Genomic DNA, 23,122 nt, shown 5'->3' on the forward strand with positions numbered 1-23,122 from the left:
GGCCGAAAATGATCAATAAGTCTGGTAGGATGCGTGCTGGGTGGGTGCTCTTCGTTTCAGTTCGCATAAGGCGACGCCTTTTCCTCCGACAACATCAATTACCCGGCGTCGAGAGCGGTGCGGATTTGTTTCGCCAGTCGCCGAGATGGGACTTCAGCGCACGGAAGGCGATGCCGCGGTCATCGCCTATAAGGAATGCGTTCACGCCCTGTTGACGCCATTCCGCAATCTGGTGATCGTCCCGCGGGACTGCGCATAACGGCACGCCGGCCGCGCGGCTGCAGCTGGCAATATGTCCGAGGGCTGCCAGGACATCGTGATGCAATGGCTCCCCTGGCACGCCGAAGGACTGGGATAGGTCGACGGCCCCCTCGATCACGAGGTCGATTCCGGGAACTGCCAGGATGGAATCAATGGCGTCGACACCGGCGCGGTCCTCGATCATCACGGCGACGAGGATTTCCTTGTTGGCCAAGGCGAAATAGTCCTTGAGACCAAGCGTGCCGAACCCCGTCGTGCGGCCACCCGAAATGCCGCGGCTGCCCAGCGGATGATACCGGCTGGCCGAGACCGCGAGCCTTGCCTCCTCGGCGCTGCTCACATGCGGGATGACAACGCCTTGGGCGCCGGCGTCGAGAACACGCAAGATGACCTGTGCATTGGGCCCGGGTACTCGAACCAGCGCCGTCATGCCGGCGCATTCGGCGGCGCGTAACGCATGTTCGACCGTTTCGAGATTCATGCATGTGTGTTCAAGGTCGAGGATGACGAAGTCATATCCGGCATAGCCGATCATTTCGACAAGAAGAGGCGCCGGAACGGAATTGATGAGACCGAATACCGGCGTGCCGGCCTCCAGCGCGCGTTTCAGCTTATTCGGCCGCAACACTCAAGCTCTCCTGTTCGCTAAGGAAAATCTGCTCGGGGTGGGGATGTCGCAGGAAATCATGGTGCGAGATGTGCCATGCATAGGCCCCGGCAAGAGTGAAGATCAGCAGGTCGCCGACGCGGACCTGGTCGACGGAAATGTCGGCCGCGAGCACGTCCTTGGGCGTGCAGAGCTGTCCGACGATGGTTACGGGTTCATCGGTCGCCGCAAGTCGCGGATAGGGACGTGACCAGCGATCGATCGGCAGTACGAAGAAGGGATGGTTGTGGCCTTGCGCGTAGGGCGTGCGAAAATGATGCGTCCCGCCCCGGCCGACCACGAATGTGCGCCCGAAGCAGCGCTTGATATCGAGCACCTCCATCGCATAGGCGCCGCAGCTGGCGGTGAGATATCGGCCAATTTCGAAGCGGATGCGCCACCTCGACAGATCCATGCGACCGATCAGCTCGTGCAGGCCGCGGGCAAAGCCCGGCCAGTCGAACGGCCGCCCGGGATCGCGGTAATTGACGCCGATACCGCCGCCGACGTTGACATGGCGCACGGACAGGCCGTGCGCGCGCTCCCAGCCTTCGAGGGTCCTGAAATAATGTTCGAGAAGGCGCAGATGGACGGCCGCATCGAGCTGGCCCGACATGAGATGGAAATGCACGCCTTCCAGCCGCAGTTCGGGGAAGCTTTCAAGCCGTTGCAGGCATTCCGGCAAAAGTGCCGCATCGATGCCGAAAGGCGTTGCCCGGCCGCCCATGGCGAGCGGCACGTCATGCGCTTGCCCGAGCGGCAGGTTGATGCGCAACAGGATCGCCTGGCTGACCTCATGCTGGCGTGCCAGCAGTCCGAGCCGCGTTAGCTCCCCCATGCTCTCGACATGGATATATTCGAGGTTTGCCTCAAGCGCCTGGACCAGCTCCGCGTCGGTCTTGCCGGGCCCGCCGAAGACGACCGGCAGATGCGGAAAGCGTGCGCGCACCCAAGCTAACTCTCCTCCCGAAGCGATTTCGAAACCGGCGACGAGCGGTGCCAGTGTATCCAGGATCGGGTAATCGGAATTGGCCTTGATCGCGTAGAAGAGGTCGCAGTTGGCGGGCAATGTCGCGACCAGCGCGCTTGCGTGCTGCCTCAGTATCTCAAGGTCATAGATATAGCCACACCACGGCTCGTTTGCCGCCGCCTGCGCGCGGCGCGCGGCGGCGGCGATCCCTTCCCATTCAGGGCTCATCGGCCGGCCTCCACCAGTGGATTGTCGAGGGGCGCATAGGTCGCATGGCGATCTGCCTGCCGCGTGAAGCGGACCAGAAGGTTGGTCTTGGCGGGCAACGGCGCTCCGGAAAGCAGTGAATCCAGCTTTCCGGCGGACTTCCGCGATCCGTACGACGTCTGATACTGCTCGATCCTTCGACGCACGATGCGCCAAAGCCTTGCCGAAAGGTCTGCGTCTCCCGCTGCCAGATGATCTACTGCCTCTCCAAGCTGATTAACGAACAGGCAGTAGGCGATGCGGTTCCAGCCCCGTTCTTCGTCGTACCAGAGTGCCTGCCCGGCAGCCGGGCTGAGATGCGCAACGCGGCTCGCGTCAAAGCGGCCGGTGACGAGCTTTACCCCTTCGAAATCACGCAGCACGATCCGTTCTGGCCAGTCATCGCGCAACCCGACAAGCGTGTTCTGGAGGTGCGGTTCGAAAACAATGCCCTCGGCGAAAAGCGCATGGAGAACGGGTGCCATGAGACCTTCGGCATAGGCATCGAACCAGGTCTCGGCCACCGCCGGATAGGAAAGACGCTCTCGCCTGGCTATATCGCGGCACAGGTCGCGGGCGCGCGGTATTCCTCCGGCATCGTCCGTGAACAGGGCGGCTGCGAGGATCGGCGTGATGCCCTCTCCGGTGATGCTCTGCACGCCCTCGCGCAGGATCAGCCCGAACGCTTCCTGCACGTCCGTCCGCGCGGTGGGCTCGGCATCCGGAAGATCGACGGTGAGATAGGCGGGCTCTTCCAGGACATGCAGGTTGGGGAACATCGCCAGCCGGGGCATGACCTCGCGCATCAGCCGCGTGACCTCGACAGCCCCTTCAAGCTCGTAATGCGCGTTCTTGCGCAGGCAGTTGGTTAAGCGAACATGTAGCGACAGCTTGAGGAAGAAGGGTGCAGAGGGACGGAACAGCGTGCGAACAGAAGAGGTTGGAATATAATCGCTGCCCGACAGTCCGAGGTCCACAATCCTCCCTTCAGCCATTGCCTGACCTACAGCGGGAAGGCCGAGGATATGCCGCGCCTGCCAAGGATGCACCGGGACAAGTGCCCGGTCAGGCGTAGCCGATACCTCTGCATGTTCGCCTATGAGTGCATCGGTCGTTTGCGCCAGCAGCGAGTGTTGACGCAGCAATTCATGGGGGACGGCGAACCAATGCAAGGGAAAGCGTGCGCGTAGCTCGGGCGAATAGCGGACGCGGTCACCCACGTCGAAGCCGAGCCGGCTTTTCGGCGCGGGATGGAAGGCGTGACCGAACACCAGCGCTTGCTCGGATTCGATATAACGGACCAGGGGTTGATCGGTACCGGGACGCTGATGGCCTGCGCTCAGAAACGTTGTGACATTTTCCACGCTGTCGCAGATCTGCGACAGCAGCTCGTCATTGAATGCCACGCCTTCCCGCAGGGACAGTTCGCGTATCAGCAAAGCGGCGACGTCGCGCCAATCGAGCAGTGCCCATGGTTTTTCGGGTAAGCGACCATAGAGCGGCGAGCGCAGCCGCAACCGGCCCACCGGCAGCGGCGGATCCGCCTGAGCTACCAGACGCACATGCGAATGCGGCAGGTGAAGTTGAAATATCCCGCTCCCACCATTCGCCGACCGGAGCGCCATCGGCCAGTCATTCTGGCCAAAGGGCGAGCCGAACAGGACCTGGCCTTCCGGTGCGGCCACTTCCCTGTAGTAGCAGTTGAGCAGCGTTTCGAGGCTGTGCCAGCCGGCATCAGTGCCGGCGTCATCCGCCTGGGCTGCGGCGCGAACAGTGTTCATAAGCATGAGAAATCTCCGATTTATCGGGTTCGCAGAAGAGGCGCGGAGGCTTGGCCGGCAATCGCCGCCGCACTGACGCCAAGGACCAGCAAGCCGAGTAGCAACGGTGCGTCAGTCCCGAACGCCTGAGCAACGAGGCCCGCGATCACGCCCGCGGCCACGCCGCCCCATTTTGAAGCGCTGTCGAGCAATCCGAACATGCGCCCGGCACTCCCCGCTTCGCTTGCCTCTGCGATCAGGGCGTGGAGGGCGATGAAGCTTGCGGTCATGGCAAGACCCATGACCAGGCGCCACAACCCGAGTGTCAGCACGCTGTTCGCGAGAATCTGGCCGCCCAGGCTCATGGCAAGCAGCAAAAAGGCTGCCGACAACGTCAGCAGTAGATGTTTCCGCCCGAGCCAGAGGCTGAGCGGCGCGGCCGCCACCAGGTAAACGAAGTGCGGGAGGCCGAACAGCAAGCCGGCCAGTGCCGGGCTGCCCCCTTCTACCCGCACCTGCGTGAATGGCACGAAATAGGGAAAGGTCACCACAGTGCCGAAAGCGAAGGCGAATTGAACAAGGATCAGCAGGCGCAGACCAGGACCATCTGAAGCGCCTTTCATCGCACCCTTTTTGGCGGTCTGTGCAGGCTCGGGGTTTGGCAGAAACGCAATCATCACTGCGGCCATGAGGGGTAGCAGTGCCAGATAGCGGTAGGTTTCGATCGGTGAGGTCTTCAGCAGAGCAAAGCCAAGGCCAACCGGTGCAGCGATTAGGGCGGCGCGCGCCGATCCCTGCAACAGCGTCAATATCCTCGTTAGCCCCTGACCTTCGAATAGGGTCGCGAGATAGGCACTGGATGCCGCCAACGTGCCGCCGAACAGACCTTGAAGCGTGAGCGCCAAGAGGAAGACGGGAACCGTCTCCGCGAAGCCCGCAAGCAGGAAGCTCCCCGCGAGCCCGATCTGTGCACGCAATAGCAAGGCCTTCCTGCCGAAACGATCCGACAGCCGTCCCCACCAAGGACCGCTCAAGGCGGTCATGGCTGCCGGCAGGACATAGGCCCAGCCGATGAGAAACTCGGCATTGCTGTGCAGAGATTGTTTGAAGATCAAAGGGAAAAAGGGCGGCATGCCCAGCGCCGAAAAGGCTGCGGTGAAATGCCCCGCGACAACCGCGGCTATCGTCCACGAGCGTTTGTTCATGATTGCCTCAGGAAATTGGGCGCGGTCAGCCCATAAAATTTGTTGACGTCGGCGGCGCCGGTCTGGACCTTGCTTTCAAGGCTCGCCGCCCGCAGCAGATATTTGAGTGGCAGCCGCTCGGCCTCGAGCAGGTGCTGCCTGGCAGCGGCTATATCGGTGCCGTCCATCGCCAGTTCTTCGAGGATCCCAGCGATTGTCGCGTGTACGTGCCGGTAAAGCTCGCTCCGGTCGGCGCGGCCAGTCTGGTGCAGCGCTTCGACGATCACCGCAATGTTGAGCTGCAACGTGATGGTAATGAACATCTGCGCGAGCGGCAGATCGTCATCCACGATGATGCGCCGGTCCCGGATCGCGCCGATCCGGTGAGCCACATCCGGCCGGCGCTCAGCCAGCACCGGACCGTGGATGCGCGCGGCGTCATTGTCCTTGAGCAGCAGTCGGAGCCCGTTGCCCGAAAATACCAGCACCGAGTTCTGTTGATTGGCCTCGAGCGCGATGCCGAATTTTAGCCAGAGGGTCAGGTGAAGGCGCAGCAGTAGGTCAACGTAATCTCGGAAAAGGGCCGCTACATCGCCCCCGTAAAACCGGTCGGCCAAGGTCTCGATCGTCAACTGCCCGCCCGGTGCCGGGGCGGCCAGCGCTGCGACGGGTGTGATCGTTTCCTCGTTTAGGTCTGGATATCGGCGCAGGATGAAACCCAGAAACGGCTGGCCAAAGGCGGTGGCCCCCATCGCCTCATCAGTGAGCAGGAGACGGACGGAAATCGCCGGCAGATCGGCCGTCACGTCACGCAGGATCGTTTGCACGATATCGCCATCGATGATGGTACTGGGCTTGATCGTTCGCAGATTGCTTGCCCCCAGCGTGCGGATTGTCAGCGGTAGCTTGAGATGAAGCCCAGGGCAGGAAAGCGGCACAACCGTGCGAACCGACAGGGTCGGGATGACCGAGAGATAGGATTTCGGCGCGCGAACGACGGCTTTCGTCAAGTCGGCCTGAGCAAGAAAATCGTCGAGCCCCGTATCCCAGAGCGCCGGATGGACCGGCATCAGCTCGTGGTTCGCGCTCAATGTCTCGTCGAGGCCGATGTCGGAGAAGCTCGGGTACAGGTTTTGCGGCAGCGCCGCGCCCTCATAGGACGTCCTTGGTACCGCAAGCCAGCGCAACGCGAACACCGGCTGGAATTCGGGCGCATAGGCATGCAGATGTTCGGCTTCAAAACCCAGTTTGGCTCGGGCCGTGGGATAGAAGGGATGATCGTGCAGCGCAGCCAGACGGTCGTTGTGCGCGAGGCTTCTTGCCCATTTGGGCCAATGGGGCGGCTCCTCGGCGGGCTTAGCGAACCATCGCGTCCGCTCGGCTTCGCACAGGGCGCGATGCTCATCGGCAATGGCGCATTCACGGTCAAAAGCGACGTGCAGTGCCTCAGTCTGCGGATCCAGACCCGCACGGAAGCTGGCCAGTATCTCGGCGAGCTCGTACAGCGGTTTGGCGTTGGTCCCGTTGCACGACAGCGCCGGCAGAGCTCGAAGCCGCCAGTCCTGCATGAAATGGTCGGGTTCGACGGCCAGCCAGAGCTGCTCGTCGAAATGATCGATGCACAACCAGCTGCCCGCCCGGAGGATTGGAGAAAGCCGATCGAGCACCGGATGGGTATCACCATCAACAATCGTGCCGCGGCTCACGCACTCTCGCACGTCTTCGCGCAGGTAGGCGTCGATGACTCGCTGAGTAAAGTAACCGGGAACGCAGAGCGCTTCGCGCATGACTAGCCCGCTCATTAGCGGATGTCCCAGGAAAGTCCGGCGCCCGCTGCCTGCATCGCTTGAGCAAGCGCGGCCGTATCAGGGGCGCTGGCGCACAGCACGCCAAGATAGTCCTTGTTTGAATTGGTGAGGGCAACCGTATCGCCCTCGCGGCGCAGGGGGCGGTAATTCAGCCAGATCCCATCGCCGCATTCATTGAATGCATCCGGGGCCTTAATCAGTTCCCCGGCCTTCCCGGCCGGGAAGTAGCGCATTGCCGCTGTCCGCCCGCCTGGCTCCAGATCCGGCAGTTGCTCGCCCAGATGCAGCCGGAGGATGGTCTCGAACAGGGGGAAATCGAGTGTTTCCTCAAGCAGGAATTCACGGCGGTCGCCGACCGTGCGGTAATTGATCTCGATCAGCCTTGGCCCGTTGGGGGTGAGAACGAATTCCGTGTGGCATGAACCGAAGCCGACGCCGAAGGCCTCGATCTGGTTCATGATCGCCGCCTGCTGATCGGCGGTGAGCCAGTTGCCCCATTCAGCGGCGAGTTCGACGAAATGCGGGGGATCGCTCAAGGTGACGCGAAATCCGCCGAGCGCACGAATGCTCCGGCCGTCGCCCAGCGTCTCCAATGTATAGAGATCGCCCGATATGTAGTCCTCGACAAGCAGGACACATCCCGGGCGGTCAGTCCAGACCGCCCGGCAATACCGCCTGAGTTCGTCGAGGTTATGGACTAGCCGGACAAGCTGGCTACCGACCCCTTCGCGCGGCTTGACGACGCACGGAAAGGGAGCCTCCGTCACAGTCACCAGATCGGTCTCGCTCGTGACGACCCGATGCCACAACATGTCGATGCCCTTCTGGGTCATATAGGCCCGCATCGCCGCCTTGTTCTTGGCGCGATAGACGACACGCTGGTCCTTTCCGGGCAAGCCAAGGTGAGCGGCCGCCGCAGCCGTGCTGGTCTGAAGATGGTCGCTGTTTGAGAAGATCGCTGCCGGCTGCCGACCGTCGAGCGCTTCGACGACAGCGAGGGGGTTGAACACGTCGCAGGCGATGATTTGATCGGGATAGGCCGGTAAATCGGGTCGCGCAAAGTGACGCTCGTGCGCGTCGGCGTGGTCGGTGAGCAGGGTCACTGACAGGCCGATCCGGCGAGCGGCGGGCAGAAAACCATCATTCACGGCATCGGTGGGCACATGCGCCACGATTACGAGATTGGCCATTAAGATAACTCCGAGAAATTGGAACCAAGGGAAGTGTTGGAAATTCTTCGACGAGGGGACGACACCCGCTGGAGCAATGATGTCTTTGGGCAGGGGCGGATGACGAGCGCCCCGGAATAGGGTGTCACAGGCAACGGATTTTCGGTCGATGTGGCGGGTTGGTCTAGCTTTGGGGGAGGCGACAGCCGGCGTGCACTGCAGGGGGCGCCAGCCCATATGCTGCTTGTGGCCCAGATTTTTTCCGCATGGATCAATCACTTCCTCGATGGAATCAGTCCTCCAAGACTGCAGCTATTAAGAATCAATAGCAATAGAGGTGTGACGATTACGGGATTTCCCGAGGGAGATGAACGGCCCGCGTTGGTGGAGTGACGGCCATCTGCATTACTGCATGCCCATTGGTGTTGTGTGGTTGACAGCTGGGGAAGTCGCATTTATGCGACCGATTTGCATTAGCAATTAAGTTTTCCAATAGGGGGTTTATGTCCATCTCGGCTGTCTCGCGCGCACTCTGCGCCACAGTTTCCCTTGTCTCGATAGCGGCGCCTTTTCAGGCAATTGCCTCAGAGGCCGATACTAAAGCGGACATCGTCGTTACCGCTCAGGCAAAGGACTATTCGGTCGAGCAGGTCAGCGCGATCAAGATCGATGCGCCGCTGAAGGACATCCCCCAGACGATTGACGTTATTCCCGAAGCAGTGATCCGGGATCAGCGTGCATTGTCGTTGCAGGATGTTTTGAAGAACGTCCCCGGCGTCGGATTCTCGCACGGTGACGGCCAGCGCGATCAGGTGTCGATCCGCGGCTTTTCGGCAATCGCCGATCAGTTCGTCGACGGCTTGCGCGACGATGCGCTCTATTTCCGCGACCTTTCCAACATCGAGCGAGTCGAAGTGATCAAGGGCCCGGCTTCCGTCCTGTTCGGTCGCGGCTCCTCGGGTGGGCTGATCAATCGTGTCACCAAAAAGCCCGGGGTGAACGTGGGCGAGATTGGGCTCAGCTACGGCAGCTGGGATGACCGTCGCGCCGAAGTCGATCTTGGTCTTGCGCCGGAAGCAGGCATTGCGGCTTTTCGCCTGACTGGCGCGATCGAGCGCGCGGACAGCTTCCGCGATCAGCAGTTTCTCGAGCGTGAAGCGATTGCGCCTTCCGCGTCGCTCCAGCTTGGCGAAAGGACGCAGCTACTCGTCCAAGGCGATTATCTGCGCGACCGCCGGGTCACCGATTTCGGCATTCCCGCTTACCAGGGGCGCCCCGTCGATGTGCCGCGTTCGACCTATTATGGTTCGGCCAACGCAAGAAAGGACGATTACAGCCAGTCGCGTGTCTATTCCGGCACGGCGACGCTGACCCATCGGTTCGATGAAGACACCAGCATTCGTAATGCCTTCCGCTATTATGATTACCAGCTCGATCGGCAGAACACACTGCCCGGCTCGGTGAACGAGACGGCACGGACGGTCTCACTCAATCGCTCAAGCGTGGATCGCAATGAGCATGGCTGGTTCAACCAGCTTGAACTCACCCGCAAGGCCAGCCTTGCCGGCATGGACCATCAGTTGCTTTTCGGTGTCGAGGTCGGTCGGCAGGTGAAGGATGTCGTAACCTTCTCAAGAAGCGGCATCGCCACCGTCGACTTGTTCAACCCGGTGCTGCCGGTCATCACCACCAATGGCACGCTTGCCAGCGACAATCGTGGAATTTTCAATACGCTCGGGCTCTATGCACAGGATCTGGTGTCGATCGGCGAGCATCTGAAGGCACTGGTCGGCATCCGCTTCGACCGGTTCAAGCAGGAGACCGACAATCACCTGCCCAACAGTGTGGATCTTGCCCGGACAGACAAGAACTGGAGCCCGCGTGCGGGTCTGGTCTGGCAGCCGACGGAAAGCCAGTCCTACTATGTTTCCTGGAGCAAGTCGTTCCAACCATCGGGCGAAGCCTTCGCGATCGCGGCGAACAATGCCGATATCGAGCCGGAGAAGACGACCAACACCGAAATCGGCGCAAAGGTCAATTTTTTTGACGGCAAACTTGGCGCGACCGTCTCACTATTCAATCTTCGCCGCTCTGGGATAAAGGCAGCCAATCCGGCGGCTCCCACCGTGCTGATCCCGATCGGTGTGCAGCGCACGCGCGGCGTGGAACTGACCGGTACGCTCAATCTGGAGAATGGCTGGCGGGCCATCGCGGGCTACGCTTATCTCGATGCCAAGGTTGTCGAGTCGGCCACTCCTGCGCTGGTCGGCAAACGGGCGACAATCACGCCCCGCAATGCCGCCAACATTTGGGTGACCAAGGATTTTGCGGGCCGGTTCGGCCTGGGCGCAGGCGCCAACTATATCGGCAACCGCCGTGCCGATCCGGCGAACACCGTCACACTTCCCAGCTATTTCACCATGGATGCCATGGCCTGGTATCGGCTGGGGCCGGTGACGGCGCAGCTGAACGTGACCAACATCTTCGACAAGCACTATATCGTGTCGGGCCACGGCACGAGCGCTAATCTCAACCTACCGGGCGCTCCGCGAGCGGCTATGCTGACGTTGCGTTATAGCTTTTTCGGCGAAGGCAAATGAAGCAACGGCGAGGCTGCCGCAGCAGCCTCGCCGGACCCCCGGTCGCCGATCGCATGGTCAGCGTCCTAGCGGTATAAATCAGACGCCTGGTACCTGATTCCATTACGTGACCAATGCCCCCCGCGGGTGGATTGCCGACATCAATGCTGGGCGAAGTAATCGGCGGCGCTGGGCCAGATGAGCCACTCCGTCACGGTGATGACAATGACCCAAATGATTACGATCGCGATGAGGCCAGCGATTGACTTTGGCTTCTGCTGGCCCAACGCTTTCACGCGCAGTTCGTCGATGATTGGGGTCGGGATCAGCTTTATGGCCAGGAGGATGCCGACCGGCAGGATAAGCAGGTCGTCGACGTAACCGAGGACCGGAATGAAGTCGGGGATGAGGTCGATCGGGGACAGGGCGTAGCCAGCTACGGCGGCTGCGACGGCCTTGGCATACCAAGGAACGCGCGGGTCGCGGGCGGCAAGCCAGAGCGCAACGACGTCGCGCTTGATTGACCTAGCCCATGATTTAGCCCGAGCAAGCAGCGTCACGTTAACGACCTTGGTCCCAGGCGACAGGGCAATAGTGTGGCAGCCCTTGCAAATGTCTGCAATGGTCGTTTTCTGCCGTGGCGGTGGCGGTGGCGGTGGCGGTGGCGGTGGCGGGCACCAAGCGTCAGGCTGCTGAACCGTATCACCATCGGTTTCATGTCGCTGCGCGTGGATAGGTTTTTTGGCCGGGCACCGTGATTGGCCACGGTGTTTTGAGGACGAGAGTGTACGACACTCTCGTCCTCTTGGCTTACCGTCAGAACTTCACACGCACGGTGAACCGGCTGTTGATCGGCGCACCCGGCGTGATGTTGTTGTTATTGTGCGCGTCGGAGAAATATTCCTCGTCGAGCAGGTTTTCCACGTTCAGCTGAAGCTGGACATTCTCCGAAGCATTGAAGAACAACGCCGCGTCCACGCGGGTAAAGGCGGGCAGGCGGGTCGTCGTAGCGGACGTCCGGATTGCGGCGAACTGGCTCGACTGGTGGATCACGCCGACGCCGGCGCCGACCGCCTCGTTGAAATCATAACGGTTCCACAGTGCGAACTGGTGCTTGGGCACCTGCCCCAGGCGAACGAAGCTGTTTCCGCGCAGCTTGGCATCCTGGTAGGTGTAACCGCCGCTCATCTGCCAGTTGGGCGTGATCCGACCGGTCAGCGCCAGTTCGACGCCCTTGGTCCGCGTTTCACCGATATTGATCGTGGCGGTGACATTGTTCGGATCGGGCGTTGTCGCATTGGTCCGGTCAAGCTGGAACAGCGCGAGCGTGACATTGAGGTCGGGCCGGATGTCCCACTTCGCGCCGATCTCATAGTTGGTGAACTTTTCGGGCGCGAGGTTCTGCTGGGTCGCCGTCATCGTCAGGAACTGGTCGCCCGAGCGCGGCAGGAAGGACTGGCTGTAGCTGCCGTAGACCGAAATATTCTCCTGCGGCTTCAGGATCAGGCCGACGCGGGGGCTGACCTTCTCGTCGGTGCGTGCGAAGGGGCGCGGCGTTCCGATCAGGTCGGTGCCCTTGATCTCGAACCGGTCATAGCGCAGGCCGACTACGAGATCGACATGCTCGCCGAAGCTGATCTGATCCTGTGCATAGGCAGAGAAGAACTGCACGTTGGACTCGGTGTTCCGAGCGAGCGCGCCGAAGGTGACGGTCGGATAGACGATATTGGCCAGGTTCAACGTGCTGCTCGAAAGCGTACCGTTGCGGCGCTGGTTGGTGGAGTCCTGATCGCCATATTCGAGACCGAGCAGAATCTTGTTACCGATCGAGCCAAGGTTGACGTCCCAGACCAGATTGCTCTGAGCGATGAAATTCTGCCGCTTCGTCGGGTCGGTATAGCTCGACAGCGCGACGGTGCCGGTCTGCCCGGTGGCCGCGCCGTTGGCGAAGACATTGGTGTAGTATTTGTCGTAGTCGCCGTAGAGCAGCGTGGTCGACCAGTTCAGGTTTTCGGCCAGTTCGCCATCGAGCCGCGCCTTGATGATATGCGCTTCAAGTCCTGCGCGATTGACACCCGGTACGCCGAAGAAGGTGTCGCGATAGCCCGTAATCGGGCGGTTCGGCTGGCCCGCCGCGGTGGCGATCGACGGTACGCCGCGATCGGTGACTCGGTCGTCATTCACATATTCATACGAGAGGCCGAGCTTCCACTGCCCCAGATCGACCGCGAGATAGGGATTGATCGCGTAGCGTTCGCCGCCGAAGAAATCGCGGTGATTGTCGAGGCTTTCATAGTTGGCGTTGAGGCGGAAAGCGGCATTGCCGCTGATCGGGGTATTGATGTCCGCCGACACGTCCCACGCGCCGAAAGTGTTGACGCTGGCCGAGCCGCCGATCGCCAGCGCATCCGCCGAAGGCGTCTTCTGCACACGGTTGATGATGCCGCCGCTGCCGCCGCGCCCGAAGATCAGCGCGAAGGGGCCCTTGAGGATTTCCACGCGCTCGATGTTGTAGAGGCTGCGATAATACTGCACGTCGTCGCGCACGCCATCGAGGAAGAAGTCGGCGGTCGTGTTCTGGCCGCGCAGCGTGATCTGATCGCGATTGCCTTCGCCCTGACCGACGGTGGTGCCAGGGACGTAACGCAGCACGTCGGCGATGCTGTGCTGTGCCTGGTCGTCGAGCTGTTCACGCGTCACTACATTGATGCTCTGCGGCACGTCGATGAGCGGTGTATCGGTCTTTGTCGCGGTGGCCGAATTGATCGCGACATAGCCCTCGGACTTGCCGGTCACGATGATCGTGCGGCCATCATCGGTTTCTGCTTCGGCCGCCATCGCGGCGGTCGGAATTGCAAACAAGGCCGCGGACAAAAATAATTTGGATTTCATGGACTTCCCCCTGAAGGCGTTGATTATCGTGCGCCCTCCTACAGTTAATGCGATTTATTAGCAATATTGGGGTGGACTTTTGAGCGAGTTTACGGATCCGCCGACCTCCTCGCGTTGAAGCGTAAGCTGTCCCATCTGATCGAGCAGTGCAGCCATGGAACGATTGCCGGATCGTCGGAGCGCTCGCGTCGCAGGCTGCCGGGTGAGCAGGAGCGCGGACCTGCCGCCCGCGCCCCACCATCGCATTACCTCTTGCTGATGGCGGTGATCTCGCCGGCATTGCCGTCGAGCTTAAGCTCAAAATTTACCTCATCGCCCACTTTCACGCTGTCGATGAGCGCCGGTGCCGCCTTGAATGCCATAGTCATCGCCGGCCAGTTGGCTTCGGCAATCGGGCCATGATCGAGCGTGATTGTCCCTGCGACCTTGTCGGCGGCCGTTACCTTGCCGATGCCCTTCGCCATCTTGGCCGTAGGCGACATCGCCATGTTGCCCATGTCGCCCACCATCGCGTTGCTTTCGGTAGCAGCGGGCGATGCCACGTTCGTGACCGCAGCCTCGTTGGTTTCGGTTTCGGAGCCACAGGCGGCGAGGGTCGCTGCGAGGCAGAAGACGGTCAGTGCATGCAATTTCATTATAGGATCCTTTCGTGGTGCTTCAGATGGGTTTGGGGTTGAGAGGATCGCTGCCTCAGAAGCAGATAGGCGGCGGGGATGACGAACATGGAGAGAAGCGGCGCGGTCAGCATCCCGCCGACCATGGGCGCGGCGATGCGGCTCATGACTTCCGAGCCCGCGCCGGATCCGACGAGGATCGGCAGGAGGCCGGCGATGATGACGGCGACCGTCATCGCCTTGGGACGGACCCTGAGCAGTGCGCCCTCGCGCACCGCCTCTGCAATTTCTTCCCGCGAAGGCTTCGCGCCGCGCGCCTGGAGCGCGTCCTTGAGATAGATCAGCATCACCACGCCGAACTCGGCGGCGACGCCGGCAAGGGCGATGAAGCCGACGCCGGTCGCGACCGACTGGTGGTAGCCGAGCAAGTAGAGGATCCAGAACCCGCCAGTGAGCGCGAAGGGCAGCGTGCCCATGATGAGCATCGCCTCGTCGAGCCGCCGGAAGATCAGGTAGAGCAGCAGGAAGATGATCGCGAGCGTGGCCGGCACGACGATCTTCAGCCGGTCGATCGCGCGCGCGAGATATTCGAACTGACCCGAATAGGCGAGGCTGACGCCGGGCGAGAGCCTGACCTCGCGCGCCACCGCCGTCTGCAGATCCTTGACGACCGATGCGAGATCGCGTCCCCGGACGTCGACATAGACCCAGGTCGATGGCCGTCCATTTTCGGTCTTCAGCATGGGCGGTCCCTCGCTGATCGCGATCTGGGCGACGCTGCCCAAGGTAATCTGCTGGCCGGAGGGCGTAAGCAGTGGGAGGGCGCGAAGCGCATCCGGGCTGTCGCGCAGTTCGCGCGGGTAGCGGACATTGATGGGATAGCGCGCCAGCCCTTCGACGGTTTGGCCAACATTTTCGCCGCCGATCGCACCGGAGACTATCGCTTGGACATCGCCAATATTGAGACCATAGCGCGCGGCGGCCATCCGATCGATCCGGACATCGACATAACGCCCGCCGGTGAGCCGTTCGGCTAGGGCCGAGCTCACTCCAGGCACGGTCTTGGCGACCTGTTCGACCTCGCGCGCAATGTGATCGATGGCGGCGAGATCTGACCCCGAGACCTTGACGCCGATCGGGCTCTTGATGCCGGTTGCCAGCATGTCGATCCGGTTGCGGATGGGAGGCACCCAGATATTTGCCAGGCCCGGCACGTTCACGGTGCGGTCAAGCTCCTCGACCAGTTTGTCGGGGGTCATGCCGGGCCGCCATTGATCGCGCGGCTTGAAGCGGATCGTAGTCTCGAACATCTCGAGCGGGGCCGGGTCGGTCGCGCTTTCGGCACGGCCTGCCTTTCCGAACACGCTCTGTACCTCGGGCACCGACTTGATCATGCGATCGGTCTGCTGGAGGAGTTCCGACGCCTTGGCGGTCGACAGGCCGGGCAGGGCGGAGGGCATGTAGAGGAGATCGCCTTCGTTCATGGCGGGCAGGAACTCGCCGCCGAGCCGCGACAGGGGCCAGGCGGTCGTCAGGAAGACGAGCCCTGCGATGATCAGGGTCGCCTTGGGCCGTTTCAGCACCCAGTCGATGGCGGGGCGATAGGCCCGCGTCAGCACCCGATTGACGGGGTTGGCCTGTTCGGAGGGAATCTTGCCCCGGATAAGCCAGCCCATCAGCACCGGTACGAGCGTCACCGAGACGATCGCGGCCGCTGCCATGGTGTAGGTCTTGGTGAAGGCCAGCGGCGCGAAAAGACGCCCCTCCTGCGCTTCGAGCGTGAAGACCGGGACGAAAGACAAGGTGATGATGAGGAGCGAGAAGAAGAGCGCCGGCCCGACCTCGCGCGCCGCATCGGTGACCACGGTCCAGCGCGCCGGCCCTTCCAGCTCCTCACCGGGGTGATCATGCTCCCGTTGCTCGATCCGCTTGTGCGCGTTCTCGATCATGACAATTGCCGCATCGACCATCGCGCCGATCGCAATCGCAATTCCGCCGAGCGACATGATGTTGGCGTTGACGCCCTGGAAATGCATGACGATGAAGGCCGCCAGAACGCCCAGCGGCAGCGTAACGATGGCGACCAGCGCCGAGCGCACATGCCAAAGGAACAGCGCGCAGACGATCGCAACGACGACGAACTCCTCGACGAGCTTGTGCGTGAGATTCTCGATCGCGGCATCGATGAGCTGCGAGCGGTCATAGGTCGGCACGATCGCGACCCCGCGGGGCAGGCTCTTCTTGAGGATCTCGAGCTTGTCGCGCACCGCCTGGATGGTGGCGCGTGCATCCGCGCCGGAGCGCAGAATGACGACCCCGCCCGCCACTTCGCCGTCGCCATCAAGCTCGGCGATGCCGCGGCGCATTTCGGGTCCGAGCTGGATGGTCGCTACGTCGCCGAGCGTCACCGGCACGCCGCCCGCCGCCGTGCGCAGCGGTATGGCGCGGAAGTCGTCGAGCGTCTGCAGATAGCCCGAAGCGCGCACCATATATTCCGCCTCGCCGAGCTCGAGGACAGAGCCTCCGGTTTCCTGATTGGCTTGCCCAATCGCCGCCACGGCCTGGGCATGGGTGATGCCGTAACCGGCAAGCTTCACCGGGTCGAGGACGACCTGATATTGCTTGACCATGCCGCCGATGCTGGCGACCTCGGCAACTCCTGGCAGGCTCTTGAGCTCATAGCGGAGGAACCAGTCCTGCAGCGAGCGCAGCTGGGCGAGGTCGTGTCCGCCGGTGCGATCGACCAGCGCATATTGATAGACCCAGCCCACGCCGGTCGCATCGGGGCCGATGGCGCTGCGCGCGGTGTCGGGCAGGCGGCCCTGCACCTGGTTGAGATATTCAAGGACGCGCGAGCGCGCCCAATAGAGGTCAGTGCCATCTGCGAAGATCACATAGACGAAGCTGTCCCCGAAAAAGGAATAGCCGCGTACGGTCTTGGCACCCGGGACCGAAAGCATGGTCGTCGCGAGCGGGTAGGTGATCTGGTTCTCGACGATCTGCGGGGCCTGGCCCGGATAACTCGTGCGGATGATGACCTGTGTGTCGGAAAGGTCGGGCAGGGCGTCGATCGGCGTGCTGCGCAGCGCGAGCAAGCCGCCGAGGGCCAGCGCCAACGCTCCCAGCACCACGAAAAGACGATTGTTGGCCGACCAGCCAATAAGCCGGCCGATCATCGCGCGGCCTCACGGCTGAGCGTGCGAACAACGGGGCCGTCCGCTGCCTGGTCGAACCCGAAAACGACGCGGTCGCCTTCCTTGAAACCGCGGGCAAGGGCGGGAGCAGCGAGCCTGAAGGTCATCGTCATGGCGGGCCATTTGAGCGCAGGGACAGGCGCGTGGCTGAGGGTGATCCGATCGCCCGCGATGCTCTCGATCCGGCCGGTCGCGCGATAGGCGCCCTTCGAGGGTGCTGCTGCCTGCGCAGGGGCTGCGCCGATGATCGGTCGAGCCTCGATGCCCGAGAGGCTGGCCTCGGAGTCGATCAGGAACTGGCCTGACGCGACGACCTTCTCCCCTTCGGCAAGCCCGGCGAGGATTTCGGTCTGACCACCAGCCTCGGTGCCGGTCTGCACCTCGGCGGGCCGATAGCGCCCTTGCGGCAAGGTCAGCATGACGAGTGCGCGCTTGCCGGTGCGAATGACGGCCTCCGAGGGGATGAGCAATGCCGAGCGTGCAGCGCCTCCGAGATCGACCGAAGCGAACATGCCGGGGCGCAGGCGCCCGGCGCGGTTGGGCAGTTCGATGCGTACGGTGAGGGTCCGGCTTTCGGCGGCGACGCTCGGGAGGATGGCGGCAATACGGCCGGTGAACCGCTCTCCCGGATAGGCGGCGAGCGTGGCGGTCGCGCTCTGGCCCGGGCGTAGCCTGCCCGCCATCGCCTCCGGCACCGCGGCATTCAGCCACACCGTGCCGAGGCCATTGACCTCGGCGAGCGTCTGACCGCTCGCAACCGTCATCCCGGCTCGGACGCCCAGCGTCTTGATGGTGCCGCCGGTCGGCGTCGAGATTGTCACCACATTATGCGGTCGCCCGCTCCGCTCGACAGCAGCGACGGTGCCCGTGGGCATACCAAGCAGGAGAAGGCGCTGACGGGCCGCGCGAGCGAGACCCGCATCGCCGATCCGCCGTACCGCCAGATATTCCACCTGCGCGCCCGCCCATTCCGGCACCAGAAGATCGGCGAGCGGCGCGCCCTTGCCGATCATATCGCCTGGCGCGCGCGCATAGACACGCTGGACGAAGCCGCCGGTGCGCGCCTGGACGATGGCAACGTCGCGCTCGTTGAACTCGATCGTACCGGTCACCGTGAGGTTCGAGCCCAGCGTGCCGATCCGCGCCTCCGCGATGCGCAAGCCGAGCGATTGCGCGCGCGCGGGATCGATCGTCACGCCGGTCTCACCGCTCGCGGCCTCGTCGGCATGTTTGGGGACGAGTTCCATATCCATGAATGGCGACTTGCCCGGCTTGTCGAAATGCTGGCTCGGAACCATCGGATCATACCAGTAGAGGATCTTGCGCCCGCCCTGGGCCGTCGCCGCCGGTGAATCCTCGTGGCGCCAACTCGCAAGGCCATAGCCGAGGCCGCTGGCCACGAGCGCCAGCGCTGCCGCGGCCATGCCCAGCTGCGTGCTCGAGGTCGTGTCGAATTTCATTGGCTGTTCCCCCAAAGGTGAGCACAAGCCGCACGGCATCGCGTGCGACCTCGGCCTCCCTGTCGAGCAGTTGGAACTCGTTGTCGGCAAGCGTGGTCTGGGCCTCGATCACGTCGAGCAGCCCGGCGCGCCCAGCGGTGTAGCTGGCTGTCTCGAGTTCGGCCCGGTTGCGCGCGAGCGGGAGCAGCGTGTCGCGTGCGCGCATCCATTGTTCATGGTGCATGGCATGGTCGGCAAGGCCCGCCTCAAGATCGGAGATGAGTGACCGGCGCATGTCTTCCTGCTCGGCAAGCGCCGCGGCCGCGTTTGCCGTGCTCGCGGCGATCATCGGATCCTGCCGCCGTTTGGCAAAGAGGGGCAGGCTGACGGTGACGCCGGCCGAGACCATGTCGCCATAGCGCTCTGCCCGGCGTTGATAGGCGATGTCGAAGCCCCAGTCGGGACGCTTGTCGGCTCGGGCGATGGAAACGTCAGCCTCGGCTTGGGCGACCCGTGCATGAGCGGCGCCGAGATCGGGGTGGGTCGTTATGGCAGCGCGCAGGGCTGCCGCGTCGATAGTGAGTGAGGGGATATCGCCGATCACCTCAGGCGCCGGCTCGCCCGTCCAGCGCGAGAGGATTGCGCGTTGGCGCCCCACTTCGGCGGCGAGCTCGCTCCGGCGATCTTCCAGCACCGCGAGCGATTGCCGAACCTGCAGCGTCTGCGCAGGGCGTGCGGCGCCCGAGGCGACACCGCTCTTCGCCGCAGCAGGGAGGGGCGAAAGCCGGGAATGAATGCCATCGAGGGCTGCAAGACGACGCTCCGCATAGGCGAGATCGATCCAGGCCAGCGCAGTCGCCACCTTGACCCGGCGGGTCTCCGACAACAGCGTTGCCTCGGCGGCTTCGACATCGGTTCGCGCCCGGCTAGCGCGAGCATGACGCTTGGCGGCGTTGGGCACCTCCTGTGAGATCCCGACCCGCGCCATTGTCATGCTGTCTTCGACGAAGCTGCCCGCTGGCGGACCCGATATCGGGAAATTGTCGATACCGAGCCCGAGCTTGGGATCGGGAATCTGCCCCGCTGCGGGCAGCGTCGAACGGCGCGCATCGGCCGCCAGTGCCTTGGCGCGGAGCGAGGGAGCCTGTGCTTCCGCTCTGGCGAGCGCTTCCTCGAAACGGAGTGGTCCGGCGAGAGCTGTGGTTGGTAGCGCCAGCAGCGGCACGGCAAGGAATAGGGTGCGCATGAACATCTCCTGTGCGGGAGTCCCCGGCGCGCGATCGACAGGCGGCTGACACGGCGCCGACGGGGACTCGATGTCCCGCGCCGGCGCCGTGCGCCTGGCCCTGCTGCTTTGATCTTACGGCCGGGAACCCGAGCTTAGCCGGCCGAAGGCTTGTCGCGGCCGCGATGCATGGTGCCCATGCTTTCATCGGCGCTCATCTTCATCATGTCACAGTCGCAGTTGGCCATCTGGGCATGATCCGCGACCCAAACACGCTGCCGTACCGGGCCGGTCGCGCGCGGGCCGTATTGCGGCACCGATCGCCATTCATAATGGCCTTGCGCTGAGCTATGCGAGGCATCCGCCCAAGCAGGCGCGGTAACGCTCAGGGCTGCCGTCATAGCAGCCAGAATCATCTTCATCTTCATCACGAATATCCTTGTCTGAATTGAAAGAGGTCACGGCGCCGCGCGAACGCGAGTGCGCGCCGGACACAACGGTTCAATCAGCCAAGGTGTGTGGGAGGATCCGGATCGGGAGCGAAGGACTTGCCGGTGAGGACGGTGCTAGTCGGCCAGAAGCCGGGCGCGCCATAGATGCGCGACGTCAACATGCCGGTAGCAAGATCGGCGGCGACCAGTGGGGCGACACATCCCATGGCGGCAATGCAGTCGAGCGTGAGACCCTTGCACGGCTTTTTCTCGGGAGCGGGCTGCTGCTTGGCCATCATCGCCATGCAATCCGCATCCATGGCGATCGCCTTGGGCGCGCTCATCGCCGTGGGAATGCTCCGCGCAGCCGCCATTTGGCCTCCGAAGAGACCCAACAATGCTCCGACCAGAAGTAGCGAGGCGAAGAAGCGTTTCACGGTCAGCACGTCTAGCGCAAGCGCATCACAGAACCAAATAATGATTTGGCCCTAATGACGGGCGAAGATGCGTTTGCCTGAGGACCCTAACGCGACGAGAAGCCCGAGTTCCCTTTCCGTGCCTGCCTGAGGCCTAGATTGGCTCGTTTTAGCAGCCGACTGTGCTGAAACACGCGTCCCACCGCAAGAAATTCGGCTCGTCTATAGCGGTAAAGGAGGCTTCCTCTATGTTGTCGGTCAGGCTGGGCTCAGTGCTCGCCACCCAACTTAACGCGAATGCCTCCATTTAGCGTGAACCCTTCGAGTGGTGCCCATGCATCGACAGTCCAGCGACCATCAGGAGCACGCAGGGGACGAAGCAAGCTTTCGTATCTGGTCTGCCGGATGCCGAGCAGGTTTTCCGCGTTGAGGAACACGCGAAGTTTGCCGACGACGATCTCGCCGAGCAGGCCGATCTCGAAATAGGGGCGCCCGCTGGTACGGTAGGGATTGTCCTCTAGCGGCTGCCTGCCGGTGTAGTAGATCTCCAGCCCTAGCCTGCCCTTGTCATGCTCTTCCCACATCGCCACCAGGCCTGCAGTATGCCTGGGCGTGAGCGGGACGGCGCGGCGCCCGAAGCCATCGGGATCGGACTCTGAAGCATCGACGTAAACGTAGCTTCCGGTGACCGTATAGGCGTCCCGGCGGTAGCGCAGCAGCAACTCCGAGCCGCGTATCCGCGTCTGCCCAGGGATATTGATCAGCCGCACACGATTGGCGAGCGCAGCCGGACCGATCGGTTCGAGCCGTGTCGTATCGTTCATGTCCGACGCGAACAGGGTCACGTTGGCCTCGATCGGGCCGCTGGCATAGCCGATGTCGAGCGACCCGGTGGTTGCGGTTTCCGCCTTGAGCTTGCCCAGCGGCTCCAGTCGCGACAGGCCAGCCGCCTCGATTTCCTCGACGAACGGGGTTGGGGCATAGAAACCCCGCCCTCCCGAGACCCGGATCGTCCAGGGGGCGGGCCGGTAGAGCAGTGACAGTCGCGGGCTGAAACGCGTGCCGTAGGTGTCATGAAAGTCGAGCCGGGCGCTGCCGGCCAGCGTGAGGCGACCCGTAATTTCCTGTTCCACCTGTCCGAAAACACCCGGCACCTCGAAAGCGTAGTTGAACGCCGGGAAGGTCTGCGAACCGAAACTGTCGCGCTGGTATGCAGCTCCGCCGACCCACGATGTCCCGCCGCTTTTCCCGGACAGCGAAGCCTCGGCGAAGAGGGTGGTATGGCGGTCGTTCTCTTCCACGTCGCCGAAGACATGGCGGTGCTGCTGCGTCATGGCCGACCCGCGAATGTGCAGCGATACGCTCTCGCCCATCGGTAATTGCGCGACCAGGCCGCCATCGAGGCGGTCGGTGTCCTGGGCCTGTGGGAACGCACTGCCATCAGGCGTGGTCCGGCCCGGCAGGGTGCCGCCCAGGCGCTGCTCGGTCATCGCCCCGGCGGTGAGGAAGGCGCTGGCACCGCTCGCCCCTTCCCAAAACAGGCGTGGGCGCACGCTCCAGCGTTCATAGGAGGGCATGTCGATCCAGCCATCCCCATCGATGTCTTGGCTGGTCTGGCGATGATAGCCACCGGTGAGCGAGGCGCCCAAGCCCTGTGCAATGGGAGCAGCGGTGTAGGCGGTCGCATCCTGCCCGCCTCGGGTCGATGCGTTGAGCAGCACTTCGGCCTCCGGGACATCACCGGGCCGCCGCGAGACCAGGTTGATCATGCCGCCGAGCGCGGAAGGACCATAGAGCGCCGACGCCGCGCCCTTGATCACTTCGATCTGGCCAAGGTCGGTCGGCGGGATCTGCAACAGACCGAGCGACGAGGCCTGTCCGCCGTAGAGCGGGAGGCCATCGGCCAGCAGGAGGGTGTAGCGCCCATCCATACCTTGGACCCGGATATTGGCCGCGCCGAGGGCGGGCGAGGTGACCTGAACCCTGAGGCCGCCGGTTTCGCTCAGGATCATGGCGACATTGCCGGGCCGCATCATGAGCTTTTCCTCGATCTCCTCCCTGTCGATCACTTCGACGCGGACCGGCTCGTCCTGCACTCGGCGGCCCGAGCGCGTGGCCTGGACGATAATCTCGTCGCCCGATTCCTCGCCGGCACTTTCAGTCGGTTGCGGCGAGCCTGTTGGTGTCTGCTGCGCATAGGCCTGCAAAGGTGTCAGTGATGCCGCCGAGAGTAGGGCAAGGCGGGAAATAAGACGCATGAACTCGGGCTCCGGGAAATGAAATACGAC

At 63.0% G+C, this 23,122-nt stretch carries 16 protein-coding genes; 1 reads left to right on the forward strand and 15 read right to left on the reverse strand.

Going from position 1 to position 23,122, the window contains the following annotated elements; all coding sequences use genetic code 11:
• Positions 1-94: 94 nt before the first annotated feature.
• From IM701_RS04555 to IM701_RS04580, 6 genes are read right to left on the reverse strand one after another with little or no spacing between them, the layout of a single operon-like run.
• On the reverse strand, positions 95-889 hold the full coding sequence (locus IM701_RS04555; RefSeq protein WP_193827917.1) for an HpcH/HpaI aldolase/citrate lyase family protein: 795 nt from the start codon (positions 887-889) through the stop codon (positions 95-97).
• Positions 873-2,105: a type III PLP-dependent enzyme gene (locus tag IM701_RS04560; RefSeq protein WP_193827918.1), complete on the reverse strand. Its 1,233-nt coding sequence runs from the start codon at positions 2,103-2,105 to the stop codon at positions 873-875. The genes IM701_RS04555 and IM701_RS04560 overlap by 17 nt, the downstream gene beginning before the upstream one ends.
• Positions 2,102-3,910, reverse strand: a complete 1,809-nt coding sequence (locus IM701_RS04565; protein WP_193827919.1) for an IucA/IucC family siderophore biosynthesis protein — start codon at positions 3,908-3,910, stop codon at positions 2,102-2,104. The genes IM701_RS04560 and IM701_RS04565 overlap by 4 nt, the downstream gene beginning before the upstream one ends.
• Positions 3,911-3,924: 14 nt before the next feature.
• On the reverse strand, positions 3,925-5,088 hold the full coding sequence (locus tag IM701_RS04570; RefSeq protein ID WP_193827920.1) for an MFS transporter: 1,164 nt from the start codon (positions 5,086-5,088) through the stop codon (positions 3,925-3,927).
• Complete coding sequence (locus tag IM701_RS04575) at positions 5,085-6,854, reverse strand: IucA/IucC family protein (protein WP_193827921.1); 1,770 nt, start codon at positions 6,852-6,854, stop codon at positions 5,085-5,087. The genes IM701_RS04570 and IM701_RS04575 overlap by 4 nt, the downstream gene beginning before the upstream one ends.
• A gap of 14 nt (positions 6,855-6,868) precedes the next feature.
• Entirely contained in the window at positions 6,869-8,281 is a 1,413-nt protein-coding gene (locus IM701_RS04580) for an acetyl-CoA carboxylase biotin carboxylase subunit family protein (RefSeq protein ID WP_230487799.1), read from the reverse strand.
• Between the two features lie 266 nt (positions 8,282-8,547).
• Between IM701_RS04580 and IM701_RS04585 the strand changes: the two genes are divergently transcribed.
• Complete coding sequence (locus IM701_RS04585) at positions 8,548-10,644, forward strand: TonB-dependent siderophore receptor (RefSeq protein ID WP_193827922.1); 2,097 nt, start codon at positions 8,548-8,550, stop codon at positions 10,642-10,644.
• A 140-nt stretch (positions 10,645-10,784) separates the two neighbouring features.
• Here the strand turns inward: IM701_RS04585 and IM701_RS04590 are convergent, their stop codons facing one another.
• The 9 genes from IM701_RS04590 to IM701_RS04630 all read right to left on the reverse strand — a co-directional run bounded on the left by IM701_RS04590 (position 10,785) and on the right by IM701_RS04630 (position 23,092).
• Positions 10,785-11,177 carry a YkvA family protein gene (locus IM701_RS04590; RefSeq protein ID WP_230487841.1) on the reverse strand — a complete coding sequence of 131 codons (393 nt, stop codon included), beginning with the start codon at positions 11,175-11,177 and terminating at the stop codon, positions 10,785-10,787.
• 262 nt (positions 11,178-11,439) lie between these two features.
• The gene (locus IM701_RS04595; protein WP_193827924.1) at positions 11,440-13,515 is read right to left on the reverse strand and encodes a TonB-dependent siderophore receptor; all 2,076 of its coding nucleotides are present in this window, start codon (positions 13,513-13,515) and stop codon (positions 11,440-11,442) included.
• A 245-nt stretch (positions 13,516-13,760) separates the two neighbouring features.
• Entirely contained in the window at positions 13,761-14,150 is a 390-nt protein-coding gene (locus IM701_RS04600) for a copper-binding protein (RefSeq protein WP_193827925.1), read from the reverse strand.
• Entirely contained in the window at positions 14,150-17,305 is a 3,156-nt protein-coding gene (locus IM701_RS04605; protein WP_193827926.1) for an efflux RND transporter permease subunit, read from the reverse strand. Before IM701_RS04605 ends, IM701_RS04600 begins: the two co-directional genes overlap by 1 nt.
• Positions 17,302-18,723, reverse strand: coding sequence for an efflux RND transporter periplasmic adaptor subunit (locus tag IM701_RS04610; RefSeq protein ID WP_230487842.1), 1,422 nt, complete (start codon positions 18,721-18,723; stop codon positions 17,302-17,304). The genes IM701_RS04605 and IM701_RS04610 overlap by 4 nt, the downstream gene beginning before the upstream one ends.
• On the reverse strand, positions 18,626-20,008 hold the full coding sequence (locus IM701_RS04615; RefSeq protein ID WP_230487800.1) for a TolC family protein: 1,383 nt from the start codon (positions 20,006-20,008) through the stop codon (positions 18,626-18,628). Before IM701_RS04615 ends, IM701_RS04610 begins: the two co-directional genes overlap by 98 nt.
• 134 nt (positions 20,009-20,142) lie before the next feature.
• Positions 20,143-20,415, reverse strand: a complete 273-nt coding sequence (locus IM701_RS04620) for a hypothetical protein (RefSeq protein ID WP_193827928.1) — start codon at positions 20,413-20,415, stop codon at positions 20,143-20,145.
• 77 nt (positions 20,416-20,492) lie between these two features.
• Entirely contained in the window at positions 20,493-20,792 is a 300-nt protein-coding gene (locus tag IM701_RS04625; RefSeq protein ID WP_230487801.1) for a hypothetical protein, read from the reverse strand.
• 311 nt (positions 20,793-21,103) lie between these two features.
• Complete coding sequence (locus tag IM701_RS04630) at positions 21,104-23,092, reverse strand: TonB-dependent siderophore receptor (protein ID WP_193827930.1); 1,989 nt, start codon at positions 23,090-23,092, stop codon at positions 21,104-21,106.
• Positions 23,093-23,122 lie beyond the last annotated feature (30 nt).

The organism is Novosphingobium sp. ES2-1 (genome assembly GCF_015169775.1).
GTDB classification, from domain to species: domain Bacteria; phylum Pseudomonadota; class Alphaproteobacteria; order Sphingomonadales; family Sphingomonadaceae; genus Novosphingobium; species Novosphingobium subterraneum.